Raw genomic sequence first — 16289 nt, 5'->3', positions numbered from 1 at the left:
GAGGACCGAGTCGAGCGCCTCACGAAGGCCGGGCCGCATGCTTGCGGCCAGGCTGAGGGGTGAAGCATCTCAAAGCCGCGACCTGTTCGCGGCTTTTTCTTTGGAGCCCCTGTTGTATCCTTGCGCCCCATGACCGATCCCAAGAATCCACTGCCCGCAGCCCTGCCTGACGATGAGGACATCGAGGCGCACGAGCCGGTGCGCCGGCGCCGCAAGGGCATCTACATCCTGCCCAATCTCTTCACCCTGGCGGCCCTGTTCAGCGGCTTTTACGCCATCGTGATGGCCATGAATGGCCGCTTCGAACAATCGGCCTACGGCATTTTTGCGGCCATGGTGCTGGACAGCCTGGACGGCCGTGTGGCGCGCATGACCAACACGCAGAGCACCTTCGGCGAGCAGATGGACAGCCTCTCCGACATGGTCTCCTTCGGCGCCGCGCCGGCGCTGATCATGTACATCTGGGCCTTGTCCGGCTTGGGCAAGTGGGGCTGGTTCGCAGCTTTCGTTTACATCGCCGGTGCCGCCCTGCGTCTGGCGCGTTTCAACACCAATATCGCGGTGGTGGACAAGCGTTTCTTCCAGGGTGTGCCCAGCCCGGCTGCCGCGGCCCTGGTGATGGGCCTGGTCTGGGTGGTGGATGACGCCGGCTTCAAGGCCATCCACAGCACGCCGTCGCTGGCCTGGGTGGCGTTTGGCTTCACGTTGTACGCGGGCCTGACCATGGTGACCAATGCGCCGTTCTACAGCTTCAAGGATGTGAGCTTCAAGCGCTCGGTGCCCTTCATCGTGATCGTGGCGATTGCGCTGGGGATTGCCGTTATCAACATCGACCCGCCGCGTGTGCTTTTTGGCTTGTTCTGTGCCTACGGCCTCTCGGGCTATGTGGTCTACGGCTACAAGCGCATGAAGGGCAAGCCGGTCAGCGTGATTGCCACATCGACCGACGAGCCCGATGAAAAGGGCTTGCACGACTGAGGCGCCCGCGCTTTGGCGTGCATTTCGCGTGCTATATTCAAGCCCATGTTGTCGATCTCCGCATCCGCACTGCTGCTACTAGCCATCGAGCCCCGGGCCCGCTGATCGCGCACGTCGTTACACACCAGTTTCCTCGCACATCACCGGCCCGCCAAGCATCTGCTTCGCGGGCCGTTTTGTTTTTCTGTCCATCAACCCGAGCCACTTGGAGACCCTCATGGCTGACCAGCTGATCATCTTCGACACCACCTTGCGCGACGGCGAGCAATCGCCCGGCGCCTCGATGACGAAGGACGAAAAGCTACGCATTGCGCGCCAGCTCGAGCGGCTCAAGGTCGATGTGATCGAGGCGGGCTTTGCGGCCTCCTCGAACGGTGATTTCGAGGCGGTCAAGGCGATTGCCGACGCTGTGCGTGAAAGCACCATCTGCTCGCTGGCCCGTGCCAACGATCGCGACATCGCCCGTGCGGCCGAGGCGCTCAAGGGCGCGGCGCGCTCGCGCATCCACACCTTCATCGCCACCAGCGAGCTCCATATGGAGAAGAAGCTGCGCATGACACGTGAACAGGTGCTGGAGCAGGCGATCCAGGCCGTGCGCTTTGCTCGCAATGTGACCGGCGATGTGGAGTTCTCGCCGGAAGACGGTTATCGCTCCGATCCGGATTTCCTGGCCCGCGTGATCGAAGCGGTGATCAAGGAAGGCGCCCGCACCATCAACATCCCGGACACCGTGGGCTACGCCATCCCGGAGCTCTACGGCAATTTCATCAAGACCCTGCGCGAGCGCGTGCCCAACTCGGATCAGGCGATCTGGTCCGTGCACTGCCACAACGACCTGGGTATGGCCGTGGCCAATTCCCTGGCCGGCGTGAAGATCGGCGGCGCGCGTCAGATCGAATGCACCATCAACGGCCTGGGCGAGCGTGCGGGCAATTGTTCGCTCGAAGAAGTGGTGATGGCGGTCAAGACCCGTCGCGACTACTTCGGCCTCGATTGCAATATCGACGCGTCGCATATCGTCGCCGCCTCGCGCCTAGTCTCGCAGACCACCGGCTTTGTGGTGCAGCCCAACAAGGCGGTGGTGGGCGCCAATGCTTTTGCCCATGCCTCCGGCATCCACCAGGACGGCGTACTCAAGGCACGTGACACCTACGAAATCATGCGCGCCGAAGACGTGGGTTGGAGCGCCAACAAGATCGTGCTGGGCAAGCTGAGTGGCCGCAATGCCTTCAAGCAGCGCCTGCAAGAGTTGGGCATCGCGCTCGAGTCCGAGGCCGAGGTCAATGCCGCGTTCGTGCGCTTCAAGGATCTGGCCGACCGCAAGAACGAGATCTTCGACGAGGACATCATCGCCCTGGTGATGGACGAGTCGGTCAGCTCGGACCAGGAGCACTACCGCCTGGTCGCGCTGTCGCAGCGCTCCGAGATGGGCGAGCAGCCGCACGCCAGCGTGGTGTTTGCGGTCGGCGCGCAAGAGCACCGGGCTGAGAGCAGCGGCAACGGGCCGGTGGATGCGGTTCTACGCGCCATCGAATCCACCGTCCAAAGTGGCGCCGAGATGCTGCTCTATTCGGTCAATGCCATCACCAGCGGCAGCACAGAATCGCAAGGCGAGGTGACGGTGCGCTTGCAGCATGCCGGTCGCGTGGTCAATGGCGTGGGGGCCGATCCCGATATCGTGGTCGCCTCGGCCAAGGCATATTTGAGCGCGCTGAACAAGCTGCAAAGCAAGACCGAGCGGGTCGCGGCGCAGGGCTGATCGGTCGCTGAGGCCCGCGGCCCCGGGGCCTTTCGGCGGCGCGCCAGCGGGCTGGGGAGGGCTGTTTTGACGGCTTTCTCCAGCTTTAAGAGTCTGCGCTAAGCGATTGATCTTGCCTGTATTTTTCCTTTCACCTACACTGCCGACAGTTGTTGGGGGCCCAGTTTGAAGAACAATTTCTCGAAGCAGTTGACGCACCTGTCTGCCAGCCTGGCGCTGGTCATGGCCGGTTTTCTCGGCGCCGCACCGGTGGCCGAGGCCGCCAGCTCGAACAAGGCCCCGGTGGCCAAGAATGCCCGCGCCGCCAAGCCAGCCGCGCGCAGCACGCACCTGAGCAAAGCGGCCCGCGCCGCGCAAGCCAAATCGACGGTCAAGGCGAGTGGCCGTACTTCGGTGAAGTCCAAGGCCGGCAAGACCGCAGTGGCGCTTGGCGCAGCGGCAGCAGTTGAGGCGGCGGCCAAGCCGACGTTTGGTCAGCTGTACGGCCTGCACGCGGTTGAGGACTCGCTCAAGCTCAAGTCCAGCGTCGCGCTGGTGCTCGACCAAGACACCAACGAAGTCCTGTTCGCCAAGAACTCGCAGGCCGTGCTGCCCATCGCCTCGATCACCAAGCTGATGACGGCCTTGGTGGTGGTGGAAGCCGGCCAGTCCATGGACGAGAAGCTGACCATCACCGAGGAAGACATCGACTCGGAGAAGTACACCCGTTCGCGCCTGACCGTCGGCGCCACGCTGACCCGGGGCGAGATGATGCATCTGGCCCTGATGTCCTCGGAAAACCGCGCCGCCAATGCGCTGGGTCGCAATTACCCCGGCGGTCTGGCCTCCTTTGTGGCCGCCATGAACCACAAGGCTCAGTCCCTGGGCATGACGGACACGCACTATGTCGAGCCCACCGGCCTGTCCAGCCGCAATCAGTCCAGCGCCAAGGATCTGGCGGCACTGGTGAAAGTGGCGCACGAGGTGCCCCTGCTGCGCGAGCTGTCCACCTCCAAGGAATACCAGGTTGCCCTGGGCCGCCGCCAGCTGCAGTTCCACAGCACCAATGCCCTGGTCAGCAACCCCGCCTGGGACATCGGCCTGCAGAAGACCGGCTTCATCAATGAGGCGGGCCGTTGCCTGGTCATGCAGGCCCGCATGGCCGGCCGCAAGCTGATCATGGTCTTCCTGGATTCGACCGGCAAATACACCCGAATCGCCGACGCCGAGCGCGTTCGCAAGTGGATCAGCAGCAACCCCAGCGCCACTGCGGCGGTGCACGCCAAACCGACGATCTGAGCGGGCTCCGCTTCAGCCATGAAAAACGCGCTCCTCGAGCGCGTTTTTTTATTGCCTGTCGACCTGATGCAAGCAAGCCTGAGGCTTCAGCCGCGGTAGCCCAAGGAGGCCGAGATCTGCGCGGCGGTTTCCTTGAGCCGCGCCAGCCAGCTTTCTTCCAGCCGGTCGGCCGGGGCCGAGATGGACAGGCCGGCCACCAGCTTGGCCTGGTCGTCGTAGATGCCGGCGGCCATGCAGCGCACGCCCAGCTCCAGCTCTTCGTCGTCGCGCGACAGGCCGCGCTGGCGGATGATGGCCAGTTCGCGCTCCAGGGCGCCAATCTCGGTCAGGCTGTTGCGGGTGTGGCCGGCCAGACCGGTGCGGGTGGCGTAGGCGCGCACCCGTGTCGGGTCGTCGCTGGCCAGAAAGAGCTTGCCCACCGAAGTCAGGTGCAGCGGGGCACGTCCGCCGACGGCGCGCACCACCTGCATGCCCGAGCGTTCGCTGTAGGTGCGCTCGATGTAGACGATCTCATCGCCCTGGCGTACCGAGAGATTGACCGGCTGGTGGGTGAATTTGTGCAGCTCGCGCATGGGGCCCAGGGCGGCGTCGCGGACATCAAGCCGCGCCTTGACCAAATTGCCCAGCTCCAGCATGCGCATGCCCAGGCGGTAGCTGCCGGCTTCGGGCCGATCGACAAAGCGGCCGATGGCCAGGTCGTTGAGAATGCGGTGCGCGGTCGAGGGGTGCAGGCCGGTGGTCTCGGCGATTTCCTTCAGCGAGACCGGGTCCTGGTGGCTGGCCAGCACATCGAGCAGCGCAAACGTGCGCTCCAGCACCTGGATGGCAGGCGTTTGAGCTTCTTTGTTCTTCATGCGCAGATTGTGCGAGGTTTCGGCTTGTTTTGCATTGCGAAAAATAGATTCAGCTCACGACATGGTTTCGCCTGCGCAACAGCGCCGGCAGTTCGCATCGTGCAATGGCTAGGCTTGGCAGCCGCCGGCATGTCGCTGGCGCTGGCGGTGCAGGCTCAAGCGCTCATCGATCCCGCCGCGGCGCTGACCGAGGCGCCACCGGCAGCCGGGCCGCAGCAGCCGGCATCCAGCGCGGCGGGCAGCTCATCCGCGTCTTCGAGTGCCAACTCGGCAGCCAGCGCGCCAGCGCGGGCCGCTCCGGCTCCGAGCTGGTTGCGTCTGCCCAAGCTGCAAGGCCGTCTGACCGCGGCCGACCTGGGCCTCCTGATCAACAGCAAGGACCCCTATTCCGTGGCGGTGGGTGAGTACTACGCGCGCCGGCGCGGCATCCCTGAGGCTCAGATCCTGCGTGTGCAGCTCCCTGTGCGAGCGAGCTTGAGCTTGCCCGAACTCGAGGCCTTGCAAGCCACCGTGCGTCAGCGCATGGGCCCCCAGGTGCAAGGCCTGGCCCTGGCCTGGACCCAGCCCTATGCGGTTGAATGCAACTCCATCACCTCGGCCCTGGCCCTGGGTTTCCAGCCTGAGATCTGCAAGCAGAGCTGCGCGCCGAGCCGACCTTCGCCGTACTTCAACTACTCAGGTCGCAAGCCCTTCAGCGATCTGGGCCTGCGCCCCTCCATGCTGCTGGCCGCCCGATCGGTCGAGAGCGCCCAGGCCTTGATCGAGCGCGGCATCGCCGCCGATCACAGCCTGCCATCTTTCCTGCCGGCCCAGGCCTATTTCGTCAGCACGCCCGATGCGGCGCGCAGCGTGCGCTCGGTCCTGTTCCCGCCGGCCAGCAGCATCCGGGCCCTGGGCTTGGAGGCGCGGCGCGAGTCCAGCGAGGCCTTGCCCGCCCGCCTGCCTCGCGCCTTGTTGATGGTGACCGGCTTGGCCCGGGTGGAGGGCCTGGACCGTATCGAGTGGCTGCCCGGCGCGCTGGCCGATCACCTGACCTCCTTCGGCGGTCTGCTGGAGCGCAACAGCCCGCAGGAGCAGATGAGCGCACTCGACTGGTTGGAGTCGGGCGCCACGGCCAGCTACGGCACCGTCAGCGAGCCCTGCAACCACCTGCAGAAGTTCCCGCATCCACAAATCCTGCTGCTCAGCTATGCCCAGGGTTTGAGTGCGCTGGAGGCCTACTGGCACAGCGTGGCCTGGCCGGGGCAGGGGGTGTTTGTGGGTGAGCCTCTGGCGGCGCCGTTTGCGCCGCCTTTTTTGAGGCAAGGAAGCGGCGACCGGGCTATAGATTCGCCGCCGCAAACTCCCCCGCCATGACTGCGCCCTCGAGCGTGGCCGGGTAGGGGCCCTCGACATAGTCGCCTGCCGCCCACAAGCCGGGAGCGATGGCCGCGGGCGGGCGCTGCAGCCCCGGGGTGCAGGCAAAGGTCGCGCGTTTCTCGGCCAGCACGCGGATCAAGGTCGGCGCCTCTGTCCAGCCCAGCTCTTGTTGGGCCTGCAGTCGCACGGCTTCCGCGGCGGCGTCCAGCCCGCGCTCGACCCAGGGCGCGGCCCCGCTGATCACCCAGGCCGAGCGGCCGGCGGCCTCGGCGCTGAGCTGCCCCAGGTCGAAGGCAAACTGGGCCGGCGCCTGCGGCCCTTCCTGCAAGGCCAGCATGGGCGCGGGCCAGGCGGGGCCGGGGTGCTGCAGGTACACCGTGATGATGGGCTGGTAGTGCAGGGCGGCGGCTTGGGCGCTCCAGGCCGGCGCCAGCGGGGCGCTCAAGCTGGCGGTCAATCGGGCAGCCTCGGCGGCGCTGCAGGCGAGGATGACGCGGTCAAAGGCCTGGCCATCGACCTGCCAACCGCCCTCGGCGCTGCGGGTCAGCGATTGCACCCGTTGGCTGAGCCGCAGCACGGCGCCCTGGCCCAGCAGCCACGCCTGCGCCGGCTCGGCCAGCAGCTCGCTCAGCGGCCGGCGCGGCAGCAGCAGGTCCGAGCTGCCGGGGCCGTTGAACAGGGCGTCGTGCAGCACGCGCAGGAAGACGCTGGCGCTGGCCTGCGCGGCCGGGGTGTTGAGCGCCGCGACGCAGAGCGGATCGATCAGCTCGTCCTTGATGGGCTGCGGCAGGCCTTGGCAGAGCTCGGCCACACTGAGCCCGGGCGCGCAGCGAAAACCGCGCAGCAGCCAGCCGGTCGCGCCGAGCAGCAGGCCCAGCCGCGCCGACCAGGGCCAGCGCTGGCAGGCCAGCACGCCGCGCATAAAGGCGGGCAGGGCCGCGCCGGGCGGCAGGCGCAGGCCTTCATGCCCGGGGTAGCGCAGACGCAGGGGCAGGCGCAGCAGGGCGGCCTCGGGAGACAGGCCCAGCTGGCCCATCAGCGCCAGGCTGCGCCGGTAGGCGCCGATCAGGATGTGCTGGCCATTGTCCAGACGCATGCCGGCTTCGTCGGGCGGCAGGCTGCGCGCGCGGCCGCCGAGCTGGCCGGCCATGTCGAACAGCTCAAGCTGGTGGCCGGCCTCGCAGGCGCGCACTGCAGCAGCGAGACCGGCCCAGCCGCCGCCGATCACGGCCACGCGCAGGCCGCGCGCTTTTGCCGGCATTAGCGGCCCAGCCAGTTGGTGCGCATGGCCAGCCAGAGCTTGCGCAGCGGTGTCAGCGAGATGCGCTGCTCCAGCACGCGGAAGTTCTCGGCCTCGATCTCGCGCAGCAGGGCGCGGTAGATATTGGCCATCATCAGGCCGGGCTTCTGCGCCTTGCGGTCGGCCTCGGGCAGCAGGGCAAAGGCCTCATCGTAGAGCTGGTGGGCCCGTGCCGCCTGGAACTTCATCAAGGCGGTGAAGCGCTCGCTGTAGCCCCAGGGCTTTTTGCGCAGCAGGATCTCGTGCGCCTTGACATCGAACTGCTGCAGCTCCGAAATGGGCAGGTAGATGCGGCCGCGGCGCGCGTCATCGCCGACGTCGCGGATGATGTTGGTCAGCTGCATGGCCTGGCCCAGCTTGTGGGCGTAGGCGATGGTTTCGGGCTGGCTGCGGCCGAAGATGCCGGATGCCACCTCGCCCACCACGCCGGCCACCAGATGGCAGTAGCGCTGCAAGCCGGGGTAGTCGAGGTAACGGGTTTGCTCCAGATCCATCTGGCAGCCTTCGATGACGGCGTTCAAGTGCTCGAGCCGGATGTCGAATGCCGCGCAATGCGGCATCAAGGCCTTCATCACCGGATGCTGGGGCTGGCCGGCGAAGGCCTGGCTCGCCTCCTTGCGCCACCAGGCCAGCTTGGTCGAGGCCACGCCCAGGTCTTCGATCTCGTCCACCACATCGTCCACCTCACGGCAGAAAGCATAGAAGGCCGTGATGGCCGCACGCCGCTCGGGCGGCAGAAAGAGAAAGGCGTAATAGAAACTCGAGCCGCTCTTGGCGGCCTTGTCCTGCACATACTGTTCCGGGCTCACAGACGGCCCTCGGCTTGTGCGGCGCTCAGCCGCAGGTCGGCCGTGGCGGCTTGTTTCAGCGTGCGGCTGCGACCCATGCGCAGGCAGGCCCAGAGTAGGGCTGGGGCGTCAAATGGCCCAATGGCCGGGCGGTGAAGAAGACTGGCGTGATGCATGGCGCGGATTTTCGCAAGAATGCGCAGGCCGCCTTGTACCACCGCCCGCAACTCCCAGCCGGCCCGCCCGGGAATCTGGTGCACCAGGGGCGCACCCTGCTGCATCAAGGCTTCGGCCCAGTCGCACAGCTCGGCGATCAGGCGCCGCGCCGAGGCGCTGTCCCGGCAGGCCAGGATGTCGTCGCCGCTGAGCCCGTGGCGCTGCAAATCGCTCTCGGGCACGTAGAGCCGGCCGCGCGGGCCGTCGCGGCTGAAGTCCTGCCAGAAATTGATCAGTTGCAGGCTGCTGCAGATGGCGTCCGAGCGCTGCAAGGCCGCGGCATCGTCGATGCCGTAGAGATGCAGCAGCAAGCGGCCGACCGGGTTGGCCGAGCGGCGGCAGTAGTCCAGCAATTCCGTGCGATCGCAGTAGGAGGTCTTGACCAGATCCTGCTCGAAGGCCGAGATCAAATCATTCAGCAAGGGCGCGGGCAGCCGATATTGGGGCAGGACCCGGGCCAGGCCGGCGAAAACGGTGGTGTGCCAGCGGCCGGAATCGGGCCGGCCGGCCAGCACGGCATTCAGGTCGGCACGGTAGGCCTGCAGCTCCTGCTGGCGCTGCTCGGTGCTGACCAGACCCTCATCGGCCAGATCGTCGGCGCAGCGGGCGAAGTGATAGATCGCGGCCACAGCCGGCCGCAAATGCGGCGGGCACAGCCAGGAAGCAACAGGAAAGTTTTCGTAGTGTTCTATGCTCACGGCCAGGATTGTGGGTGCGTTCAGGCTTGTCAGCGGCAAGACAAGCCTGCAATGCGCCGTTTTCACTGGTTTGACAGTGCCGAATCGCTTGAATACATTGCTGACCGGTTGGTCAGTAACGGCGATTCTGGCCGGTCAGGCCCAGGTTTTTCTGCTCCACGCTCACCGGCAAGCCGCGGCGCTGACTCCAGCGACCGCGCAGCGGTGAAGCACGATTCGAGGTCATTCATGCCCCACACCGTCACCCGCCGTGCCCGCCAGCTTTCTGCGCTCGCCCTTGTTTTTCCGCTCGTGGCCTTGCTGGGTGCCTGTGGCAAGCAGGAGACCGCCCCCGAGCCCGAGCGGGCCGTGCGCACCCTGACCCTGCAATCGGCCTCGAGCGGCCAGGTTCATGAGTACGCCGCCGAGGTTCGCGCCCGGGTGGAGTCCCGTCTGTCTTTCCGTGTCGGTGGCAAGGTGCTCAGCCGCAAGGTCAATGTCGGCGATCGGGTGCAGGCCGGCCAGGTGCTGGCGGTGATCGACCCGCAGGACCTGGTGCTCGGTCAGCAGGCGGCCAAGGCCGGCTTGCAAGCCGCCCGCGCCAACCGCGATCAACTGGGCGCCGAGCTCAAGCGCTTCATCGAGCTGCAGCAGCAGGGCTTCATCAGCGCCGCCGAGCTGGAGCGCCGCGACCTGGCTTTCAAGGCCGCGCAAGCTCAGCTGGAGCAGGCCCGCACCCAGTTCGAGGCTCAGAACAACCAGGTGGCCTATGCCCAGCTGACCGCCGATTCGGCCGGCGTGGTGACGGCCGTGTTTGCCGAGCCCGGCATGGTGGTCGGCGCCGGCACGCCGGTGCTGCAGCTGGCGCATGACGGGCCGCGCGATGTGGTGTTCTCGGTGCCCGAGGACCAGCTTGGCCGCCTGCGTGAGGCGGCCGGTCTGCCCGGCGGCTTGACGGTGCGCCTGTGGAGCGAAATCAAGCCCGGCGCCGCGGACGCCGCACCCAGCCATGCGCTGAACCTGCGCGAGGTGTCGGCCGCCACCGATCCGGTGACGCGCACCTTCCAGATCAAGGCCGATGCCGGCAAGCTTGATGCCCGCATCGGCCAGACCGCGGCTGTGCTGCTGAGCTCGCCGCGGGTGGCCGAGGTGATCAAGCTGCCGCTGTCGGCGGTCTTGCAGACCCAGGGCCAGACCTCGGTCTGGGTGTTGGAGCCGGGCTCGATGACGGTCAAGCAGCAGCCGGTGCAGGTCGGCGGCGCCGACGGCAACGAGGTGGTGGTGGCTGCGGGCCTGAAGCCGGGCCAGGAGGTGGTGGTGGCCGGCGTGCACGTGCTCAAGGCCGGCCAGAAGGTCAAGCGCTACGAGCAGGCGCTGCCTGCCGCAGCATCTGCCGCGGCCTCGCGCTGATCCGGAGCACGCTGCATGAGCCTTCACGAGCCCCACGCGCCCGCGGCTGCCGGCCGCCATTCTTTCAATATGTCACGCTGGGCGCTGGAGCACCCGGCGCTGACCCGCTACCTGATGATCGTGCTCATGGTCATGGGCTTTGCCGCCTATTTCCAGCTGGGCCAGGATGAGGACCCGCCCTTCACCTTCCGGGTGATGGTGGTGCAGGCCTTCTGGCCGGGCGCCACCGCCCAGCAGATGGCCGAGCAGGTGACCGACAAGATCGAGAAGACCCTGCAGGAAGTGCCGCTGGGCGACAAGATCCTCAGCAGCACCAAGCCCGGTGAATCGTTGACGGTGTTCCAGCTCAAGGACGATTCGGCCGCCAAGGACGTGCCCGAGGTCTGGTACCAGGTGCGCAAGCGCCTGGGCGATATGAAGGGCACCCTGCCGCAAGGCGTGTACGGGCCTTTCTTCAACGACGAGTTCGGCGATGTCTACGGCTCCATTTTCGCGCTCTCGGCCGATGGCTTTTCGCCGGAAGAGCTGCGCGAGCATGCCGAGCGCGTGCGTTCGCAGCTGCTGCGTGTGCCTGATGTGACCAAGGTCGAGACCTTTGGCGCACAGCCCGAGAAGGTCTTCATCGAGGTCTCGCAGAAGCGACTGGCCAATCTGGGCCTGGACTTCGGTCAGGTGATCAACCAGCTTGGCGCGCAGAACGCGGTCGAGGGTGGCGGCGTGCTCAATGCCGGTGCCGGCAATTTGCAGATCCGCATCGGCGGCCAGTTCAATTCGGTGGAAGCGCTCAAGGACTTCGCCATCCGCGCCATCAATCCGGTGACCGGCCAGGCCAGCAATTTGCGCCTCTCGGACATCGCCGAGGTGCGCCGCGGCTATGCCGACCCACCGGCCGTGATGGTGCGCCATCAGGGCAAGGATGTGATCGCCCTGGGCGTGTCCATGGGCAAGGGCGGCGACATCATCGCCATGGGCAAGGCCTTGCAGAAGGCCACGGCCGCCATCCGCAAAACCCTGCCGGCCGGCATCGAGCTGGTGCAGGTGCAGGACCAGCCGCAGGCGGTGACCCGCTCGGTCAACGAGTTCGTGCAGGTGCTGCTGGAGGCGGTGGTGATCGTGCTGGCCGTCAGCTTCATCGCCCTGGGCCTGCACACACGGCCGCTGCGTGTGGACATCTGGCCGGGCCTGGTGGTGGCGATCACCATCCCGCTGGTGCTGGCCATCACTTTTGTGACCATGTTTTATTGGAGCGTGGGCCTGCACAAGATTTCGCTGGGCTCGCTCATCATCGCCCTGGGCCTGCTGGTGGACGACGCCATCATTGCCGTCGAGATGATGGTGCGCAAGCTGGAGGAAGGCTACGACAAGATGTACGCCGCCACCTTCGCCTACGACGCGACGGCCATGCCCATGCTGACCGGCACGCTGATCACGGCGGTGGGCTTTTTGCCGATCGGCCTGGCCAAGTCGGTGACCGGCGAGTACACCTTTGCCATCTTCGCCGTCACCGCGGCGGCGTTGATGATTTCCTGGTTTGTGTCGGTCTACTTCGTGCCCTATCTGGGTGCGCTGCTCCTGCACACCCACCCGGCCAAGGAGGGGCAGGCGCACGAGATGTTCGACACGCCCTTCTACAGCCGCTTCCGCACGGCCGTGGGTTGGTGCGTGCAGCACCGCTGGCTGACGATTGGCGCCACAGTGCTGGTGTTCGCACTCGGCCTGCTGGGCATGACCCGGGTGCAGCAGCAGTTCTTCCCGGATTCCAGCCGGCCCGAAATCCTGGTCGACATGACCTTGCCCGAGGGCTCGACCATCCAGCAAAGCCGCGCCGTGGCGGAGCGCTTCGAGGCGCGCATGCTGAAGGAGGAGGGGGTCTCGACGGTCAGCACCTGGATCGGTTCGGGCGTGCCGCGCTTCTACCTGCCCATGGACGTGGTCTTCCCCGATCCGGCGGTCAGCCAGGCCATCGTCCTGCCCAAGGGCATGAAGGAGCGCGAGGCCTTGCGCAAGCGCCTGCCCGAGCTGCTGGCGGCGGAGTTCCCTGAGGTGCGCGCGCGCGTCAAGCTGCTGCCCAACGGGCCGCCGGTGGCGTATCCGGTGCAGTTCCGTGTCTCGGGCGAGAAGGTCGAGCAGGTGCGCTACTGGGCCGATCAGGCCAAGGAGATTGTTCGCGCCAACCCGCATATGCGCGGCGTCAACGACAACTGGCGCGAGTCCATCAAGGTGCTCAAGCTCGATGTCGACCAAGACAAGGCACGCGCGCTGGGCGTCACCAGCCAGAGCTTGGCGCAGGCTTCGCGCACCATGTTCTCCGGCACCACCATCGGCCAGTACCGGGAGGGCGACAAGTTGGTGGATATCGTGCTGCGCCCGCCGCAGGAAGAGCGCAATGCCATCACCGACATCGCCAATGCCTATGTCATGACCGGCACCGGCCGCTCGGTGCCGCTGACGCAGATCGCCAAGGTCGGCTTTGCCTGGGAGCCCGGCGTGCTGGCCCGCCAGGGGCGCAGCTATGCGGTGACCGTGCAGGGCGATGTGACCGAGGGCATGCAGGGCGCCACCGTCAGCGCCCAGATCTGGCCGCAGCTGCAAGCGTTGCAGGCCAAGATGCCGCCGGGTTACAGCATCTCGGTGGCCGGGGCCGTGGAGGAAAGCAGCAAGGGCCAGGGCTCGATCGCGGCCGGCGTGCCGGTGATGCTGTTCATCACCTTCACCCTGCTGATGCTGCAGCTGCAGAGTTTCTCGCGCTCCATGCTGGTGTTCCTGACCGGGCCGCTGGGCATTGCGGGTGTGGCGGCGGCGCTGCTGATCCTGGACAAACCGTTCGGCTTCGTGGCCCTGCTCGGTGTGATCGCGCTGATGGGCATGATCATGCGCAACTCGGTCATCCTGATCGATCAGATCGAGCAGGACCGGGCCCGCGGTGTGCCGGCCTGGAACGCCATCGTCGAGTCGGCGGTGCGGCGTTTCCGGCCCATCGTGCTGACCGCTGCGGCCGCCGTGCTGGCCATGGTGCCGCTGTCGCGCAGCGTGTTCTGGGGGCCGATGGCCGTGGCCATCATGGGCGGCTTGATCGTCGCCACCGCCCTGACGCTGCTGGCGCTGCCGGCCATGTATGCGGCCTGGTTTCGCGTGCGCCGGCCGGAAGAGGGGCACTCGCAGCTGCCGCCCTCGCAGCTCAATCCCTCGCAGCTGAGCCCGTCCCGGCTCTGAATGTCTCGCAGTTGCGGCGCCACTTCGGGCCTCGCTGCTGCTCCTGATTGAGCCCCAGGAATGGCCCCCGACCGGGGGTTTTCCTTGGGCTCAATTTTTGGCTCTCCAATTGGCTACAATCCACGGTTTGCCGAAATGCCACGGGCTTGCAAGGCAAGGTTCCTGAGAGGGGGCCTAGCCAAGCAGGCTTGAATCCACTTAGCGCGGGTGGCGAAATTGGTAGACGCACCAGGTTTAGGTCCTGACGCCTTCACCGGCGTGCCGGTTCGAGTCCGGCCCCGCGCACCAGATAACTTTGTACTGAGTCAAAAATGGCTGTCACCGTCGAAACCCTCGAAAAGCTCGAACGCCGCATCACGCTCACGCTGGCGGCCGCTGACATCAACAGCGAAGTCGAGAACCGTCTCAAGAAACTGGCCCGCACCGTCAAGGCCGATGGCTTCCGCCCCGGCAAGGTGCCGATGAGCGTGGTCGCTCAGCGTTATGGCTACTCCGTCCAGTACGAAGTCATGAACGACAAGCTGGGCGAGGCTTTCTCGGCCGCTGCCAACGAAGCGCAGCTGCGTGTCGCCGGCGCTCCGAAGATCGCTCAGAAGGAAGAGTCACCCGAAGGCCAGATGGCTTTCGACGCCACCTTCGAGGTCTACCCGGAAGTCAAGCTGGGTGATCTGTCCACCGCCGACGTCGAGCGCGTCGCCAGCGAAGTGACCGAAGAAGCGATCGACAAGACCGTCGACATCCTGCGCAAGCAGCGCCGCACCTTCGCTCAGCGCGCCGCCGCTGAAGCCGCTGCCGATGGCGACCGCGTTACCATCGATTTCGAAGGCAAGCTGGACGGCGAGCCCTTCGCTGGCGGCAAGGCTGACGGTTTCCAATTCATCATCGGCGAAGGCCAGATGCTGGAAGCTTTCGAGAAGGCCGTGCGCGGCATGAAGGTGGGCGAGTCCAAGACCTTCCCCCTGGCCTTCCCCGAGGACTATCACGGCAAGGACGTGGCCGGCAAGGAAGCCGACTTCCTGGTGACGGTCAAGAAGATCGAAACCCAGCATCTGCCGGAAGTTAACGAAGCCTTCGCCAAGTCCCTGGGCATTGGTGAAGCCTCGGTCGACGGCCTGCGCGCTGACATCAAGAAGAACCTCGAGCGCGAAGTCAAGTTCCGCGTGCTGGCTCGCAACAAGGGCGCCGTGATGGAAGCTCTGGTGGCCAGCGCTGAACTCGACGTGCCCAACGCCCTGGTGGCCGGCGAAGCCGAGCGCCTGGTGGCTGCAGCTCGCGAAGACCTGAAGAAGCGTGGCGTGAAGGATGCCGACAAGGCGCCGATCCCCGAAGAAATCTTCAAGCCCCAAGCCGAGCGCCGCGTGCGCCTGGGCCTGGTGGTGGCCGAGCTGGTGCGTGCCAACAACCTGCAAGCCAAGCCCGAGCAGCTGCAAGCGCACATCGAAGAGCTGGCCCAGAGCTACGAAAAGCCGGCTGAAGTGGTGCGTTGGTACCTGAGCGACCGCAACCGTCTGGCCGAAGTGGAAGCCGTGGTTGTTGAGAACAACGTCACCGACTTCGTGCTGGCCAAGGCCAAGGTCAGCGACAAGACGCTGCCCTTCGACGAACTGATGGCCACCGCCGGCAACTGATCTCGTCGGCTGCTGACAGCCTGAAAGGCGCCGTACCGCAAGGCCGGCGCCTTTTTTCATTTTTTCAGGCTTTCTCTTGCGGCCACATAATCAGTCCCCATACCTAGTCGGTGCAAGCAAGTCGTTCGGTCATCAAGCCCATTTTTCTGAGGAAGAACATCCATGAGCGCGCTGGAAATCAACAACCTGGGCATGGTGCCCATCGTCATCGAACAATCGGGTCGCGGTGAGCGCGCCTATGACATCTACAGCCGCCTGCTGCGCGAGCGCATCATTTTCCTGGTCGGACCGGTGAACGATGCCGTGGCCAATCTGGTGGTCGCGCAGATGCTGTTCCTGGAGAGCGAGAACCCCGACAAGGACATCTTCCTCTACATCAACTCGCCCGGCGGCAGCGTCTCGGCCGGCATGTCGATCTATGACACCATGCAGTTCATCAAGCCCCAGGTGTCGACCCTGTGCATGGGCATGGCTGCGAGCATGGGCGCCTTCCTGCTGGCCGCAGGGGCCAAGGGCAAGCGCATGGCGCTGCCGAATGCCAAGGTCATGATCCACCAGCCGCTGGGCGGCACGCAGGGTCAGGCCACCGACATCGAAATCCACGCCCGCGAGATCCTCAAGACCCGCGAGCAGCTGAACCGCATCCTGGCCGAGCGTTCGGGCCAGAGCCTGGAGAAGATCCAGAACGACACCGAGCGCGACTACTACATGTCCGCCGCTGAAGCGCAGGCCTATGGCCTGATCGACCAGGTGGTGGAAAAACGCGCCTGAGCATCCGCTCGCTGGCGGCCTGAATCCAGGCCCAATTGACGGCAGGAGGGGGCCCTTA

At 66.0% G+C, this 16289-nt stretch carries 12 protein-coding genes and 1 tRNA gene; 9 read left to right on the top strand and 4 right to left on the bottom strand.

The window, feature by feature from the left end; all coding sequences use genetic code 11:
• The first annotated feature begins 129 nt into the window (after positions 1-129).
• The 3 genes from pssA (at position 130) to pbpG (ending at position 4015) form a co-directional block, all read left to right on the top strand.
• Entirely contained in the window at positions 130-978 is an 849-nt protein-coding gene (gene pssA, locus OOB33_RS20890) for a CDP-diacylglycerol--serine O-phosphatidyltransferase (RefSeq protein ID WP_102769764.1), read from the top strand.
• Positions 979-1195: 217 nt separating this feature from the next.
• Positions 1196-2737, top strand: coding sequence for a 2-isopropylmalate synthase (locus OOB33_RS20885; RefSeq protein WP_102770382.1), 1542 nt, complete (start codon positions 1196-1198; stop codon positions 2735-2737).
• 222 nt (positions 2738-2959) lie between these two features.
• The gene (gene pbpG / locus OOB33_RS20880; protein WP_171827942.1) at positions 2960-4015 is read left to right on the top strand and encodes a D-alanyl-D-alanine endopeptidase; all 1056 of its coding nucleotides are present in this window, start codon (positions 2960-2962) and stop codon (positions 4013-4015) included.
• Between the two features lie 86 nt (positions 4016-4101).
• Here pbpG and OOB33_RS20875 read toward each other — a convergent pair whose 3' ends face one another.
• A complete protein-coding gene (locus OOB33_RS20875; RefSeq protein WP_102769765.1) occupies positions 4102-4869 on the bottom strand; it encodes an IclR family transcriptional regulator in 768 nt (255 codons plus the stop codon).
• Positions 4870-4968: 99 nt separating this feature from the next.
• Here OOB33_RS20875 and OOB33_RS20870 point away from each other — a divergent pair, with 99 nt between their 5' ends.
• The gene (locus OOB33_RS20870) at positions 4969-6225 is read left to right on the top strand and encodes a TIGR03790 family protein (protein ID WP_271009987.1); all 1257 of its coding nucleotides are present in this window, start codon (positions 4969-4971) and stop codon (positions 6223-6225) included.
• On the opposite strand, the gene hpnE is transcribed toward OOB33_RS20870, so the two are convergent.
• Genes hpnE through hpnC form a run of 3 tightly spaced genes read right to left on the bottom strand, consistent with a single transcriptional unit; the run spans position 6191 to position 9230 of the window.
• Positions 6191-7489 carry a hydroxysqualene dehydroxylase HpnE gene (hpnE, locus tag OOB33_RS20865; protein ID WP_271009986.1) on the bottom strand — a complete coding sequence of 433 codons (1299 nt, stop codon included), beginning with the start codon at positions 7487-7489 and terminating at the stop codon, positions 6191-6193. The two genes, OOB33_RS20870 and hpnE, sit on opposite strands and share 35 nt — an antisense overlap.
• Entirely contained in the window at positions 7489-8337 is an 849-nt protein-coding gene (gene hpnD / locus OOB33_RS20860; RefSeq protein ID WP_171827923.1) for a presqualene diphosphate synthase HpnD, read from the bottom strand. Before hpnD ends, hpnE begins: the two co-directional genes overlap by 1 nt.
• Complete coding sequence (hpnC, locus tag OOB33_RS20855; protein WP_271009985.1) at positions 8334-9230, bottom strand: squalene synthase HpnC; 897 nt, start codon at positions 9228-9230, stop codon at positions 8334-8336. Before hpnC ends, hpnD begins: the two co-directional genes overlap by 4 nt.
• Before the next feature lie 228 nt (positions 9231-9458).
• Here hpnC and OOB33_RS20850 point away from each other — a divergent pair, with 228 nt between their 5' ends.
• The 5 genes from OOB33_RS20850 (at position 9459) to clpP (ending at position 16231) form a co-directional block, all read left to right on the top strand.
• Positions 9459-10619 (top strand): efflux RND transporter periplasmic adaptor subunit, encoded by a 1161-nt coding sequence (locus OOB33_RS20850; RefSeq protein ID WP_271009984.1) that lies wholly within the window; start codon positions 9459-9461, stop codon positions 10617-10619.
• A gap of 15 nt (positions 10620-10634) precedes the next feature.
• A complete protein-coding gene (locus tag OOB33_RS20845; protein WP_271009983.1) occupies positions 10635-13832 on the top strand; it encodes an efflux RND transporter permease subunit in 3198 nt (1065 codons plus the stop codon).
• Between the two features lie 201 nt (positions 13833-14033).
• Positions 14034-14120 (top strand) — tRNA-Leu (locus OOB33_RS20840).
• 23 nt (positions 14121-14143) lie between these two features.
• Positions 14144-15460: a trigger factor gene (gene tig / locus OOB33_RS20835; RefSeq protein WP_271009982.1), complete on the top strand. Its 1317-nt coding sequence runs from the start codon at positions 14144-14146 to the stop codon at positions 15458-15460.
• 162 nt (positions 15461-15622) lie between these two features.
• Positions 15623-16231: an ATP-dependent Clp endopeptidase proteolytic subunit ClpP gene (clpP, locus tag OOB33_RS20830; protein WP_102769770.1), complete on the top strand. Its 609-nt coding sequence runs from the start codon at positions 15623-15625 to the stop codon at positions 16229-16231.
• Positions 16232-16289 lie beyond the last annotated feature (58 nt).

This window comes from Paucibacter sp. B51, from assembly GCF_027863535.1.
Lineage (GTDB): Bacteria > Pseudomonadota > Gammaproteobacteria > Burkholderiales > Burkholderiaceae_C > Paucibacter_A > Paucibacter_A aquatilis.
Note: the sequence above shows the minus strand (reverse complement) of the source record. Positions and strands in the feature narration are given on the sequence as shown.

Excerpts from the sequence above, each read along its gene's own strand:
- pssA (WP_102769764.1), top strand. The coding sequence starts at position 130 with ATGACCGATCCCAAGAATCCACTGCCCGCAGCCCTGCCTGACGATGAG.
- OOB33_RS20885 (WP_102770382.1), top strand. The coding sequence starts at position 1,196 with ATGGCTGACCAGCTGATCATCTTCGACACCACCTTGCGCGACGGCGAG.
- pbpG (WP_171827942.1), top strand. The coding sequence starts at position 2,960 with ATGGCCGGTTTTCTCGGCGCCGCACCGGTGGCCGAGGCCGCCAGCTCG.
- OOB33_RS20875 (WP_102769765.1), bottom strand. The coding sequence starts at position 4,869 with ATGAAGAACAAAGAAGCTCAAACGCCTGCCATCCAGGTGCTGGAGCGC.
- hpnE (WP_271009986.1), bottom strand. The coding sequence starts at position 7,489 with ATGCCGGCAAAAGCGCGCGGCCTGCGCGTGGCCGTGATCGGCGGCGGC.
- OOB33_RS20850 (WP_271009984.1), top strand. The coding sequence starts at position 9,459 with ATGCCCCACACCGTCACCCGCCGTGCCCGCCAGCTTTCTGCGCTCGCC.
- OOB33_RS20845 (WP_271009983.1), top strand. The coding sequence starts at position 10,635 with ATGAGCCTTCACGAGCCCCACGCGCCCGCGGCTGCCGGCCGCCATTCT.
- tig (WP_271009982.1), top strand. The coding sequence starts at position 14,144 with ATGGCTGTCACCGTCGAAACCCTCGAAAAGCTCGAACGCCGCATCACG.
- clpP (WP_102769770.1), top strand. The coding sequence starts at position 15,623 with ATGAGCGCGCTGGAAATCAACAACCTGGGCATGGTGCCCATCGTCATC.